Origin of the sequence: Actinoplanes sp. NPDC051633, assembly GCF_040681735.1 — a bacterium.
GTDB lineage: Bacteria > Actinomycetota > Actinomycetes > Mycobacteriales > Micromonosporaceae > Actinoplanes.
On sequence record NZ_JBFAZH010001467.1, the window covers coordinates 1 to 1,670 of the forward strand.

Genomic DNA, 1,670 nt, shown 5'->3' on the forward strand with positions numbered 1-1,670 from the left:
GGTGGACTCCTGTCCTGCGGAGTCCACGTGGATGGTGAAGGGTCCGAATGTGGGTTGGTCGCTCATGGCGCCTCCTTAATCACCCAGGCCACCAGTAGCAACCCGCGAAACGGCGGTCAACCGGAGTGGCGCCTTCGCGACAGCTCCGGCGGATAATTGAGTAGGCGAAGCGGTGGACGAGTAGGACGGTCTGATGAGTTCTGCAGTGCTCGATCTGTTGAGCGGTTACTTCTCCCCGGAACTGCTCGAGGAGCGGCCCATCATGCGCAGCAGCCTCCATCACGGCGGTCCAGCCGGGGTCGAGACGACCAGGGCCGACTTCAGAGATCTGCTCGCCGGCCGGGGCATGACGCACGACGACTTCTACCGGGCGACGATGACCTACTTCCCGGACGATGAAAGCCTCTATCGTGAGCTGGAGGACGCCTATCGGTTCTTCTTCGACGAGGAGCCACCCACGGCGATGAGGGGTTGAGCGTGGTCGAGAACGTCCGCGAGACCGACGCGGGAGACTCGGGCAAGGCACGCCGGGTGCCCGATCCCACGGCCGGCTCCGACGACCGCGGGTCGCAGGTCGACGAGCACGCGGCCATGCGCCAGACCGTCGCCCGTGAATACGCCGACGCGCTCGGCAAACGCTACGAACCGCCGAGCGAGGAGCCGGAGGCCGCGGAGAAGCCGACGTTCGAGAACGTCGAGATCGACAAGCGCAAGATCTCCGAGTACGTGATGAACGCCGAGCACCCGCAAGGACAGCACAAGTTCCGCGTGATCAACTCGGCCACCGGCCTGGGCGCCAACGACACCGACCAGATCGAGAAGCAGATCCGCGAGGGCGTGAAGAACGGCACGCCCGTGGCGGGCAAGAGTGATCAGTACGGTCAACGCTGGAGCGTCGACGTTCCGGTGACGGGGCCGGCCGGGACAATGACGGTGCGGACCGCGTGGATCGTGGAGCCGGGCGGGGACAAGCCGCGACTGGCCACCGTTTCGTTCCCGCCGAAGGGCAAATGAGGAGAGACCGTGAAACTGTTCGACGTGGTACGGCTGACCAGCGATCTGCCGGAGGAGGGCCTGCAGGCGGGTGCCGAGGGCACGATCATCGAGGTGTACGAGACGCCCGAGCCCGCGTACGAGGTGGAGTTCACCGACGGCACCACGGTCGCCGTCAAGCCGGAGCTGCTCAGCCCTCGCTGACGACGGGTCAGATCTCGTCGAGGCGGGGGTCGCCGTCCGGAGGCCGGATCACACAGAATTCGTTGCCCTGCGGGTCGGCCAGGACCACGGTCAGGAAGCCCTCGTCGTCGTGCGCGGGAGCGATGACGGTTGCTCCGGCCGCGACCAGGCGCCGCACCTCGTCGTCGACATCGCGCACCTGCAGGTCGAGGTGCATGCGGTTCTTGCCGCCCTTGGGTTCGGGCACCTGCTGCAACAGCAGATCGGGCCACCGGCCGCGCGGGTCGGTCAGCCGGACGTACGGCGACCCGAACGGGCCGCGGCGATAGCCCAGGGCGGAGGCCCAGAAATCGGCCAGCGCATCGGCGTCGTCGCAGTCCAGCACCACCACTAAACGCATCGGTCTCTCTCAGCCGAAGACCAGGCAGAACGGATGCCCCGCCGGGTCGGCGAACACCCGGAAACCCGATTCGCGCTCGGCCGGCAGACGCTTG

4 protein-coding genes are annotated in these 1,670 nt (G+C 67.0%); 3 read left to right on the forward strand and 1 reads right to left on the reverse strand.

All coding sequences use genetic code 11. The features are described from left to right. The first annotated feature begins 193 nt into the window (after nt 1–193). The 3 genes from AB0M20_RS42130 to AB0M20_RS42140 are packed head-to-tail and all read left to right on the forward strand — an operon-like array spanning nt 194 to nt 1,197. A complete protein-coding gene (locus AB0M20_RS42130; RefSeq protein WP_364306990.1) occupies nt 194–475 on the forward strand; it encodes a hypothetical protein in 282 nt (93 codons plus the stop codon). Between the two features lie 2 nt (nt 476–477). Further along, the gene (locus tag AB0M20_RS42135) at nt 478–1,014 is read left to right on the forward strand and encodes a DUF6883 domain-containing protein (RefSeq protein ID WP_364306992.1); all 537 of its coding nucleotides are present in this window, start codon (nt 478–480) and stop codon (nt 1,012–1,014) included. A 9-nt stretch (nt 1,015–1,023) separates the two neighbouring features. Further along, nucleotides 1,024–1,197 (forward strand): DUF4926 domain-containing protein, encoded by a 174-nt coding sequence (locus AB0M20_RS42140; RefSeq protein ID WP_364306994.1) that lies wholly within the window; start codon nt 1,024–1,026, stop codon nt 1,195–1,197. Nucleotides 1,198–1,204: 7 nt separating this feature from the next. On the opposite strand, the gene AB0M20_RS42145 is transcribed toward AB0M20_RS42140, so the two are convergent. After that, nucleotides 1,205–1,576, reverse strand: a complete 372-nt coding sequence (locus AB0M20_RS42145) for a VOC family protein (RefSeq protein ID WP_364306995.1) — start codon at nt 1,574–1,576, stop codon at nt 1,205–1,207. Nucleotides 1,577–1,670 lie beyond the last annotated feature (94 nt).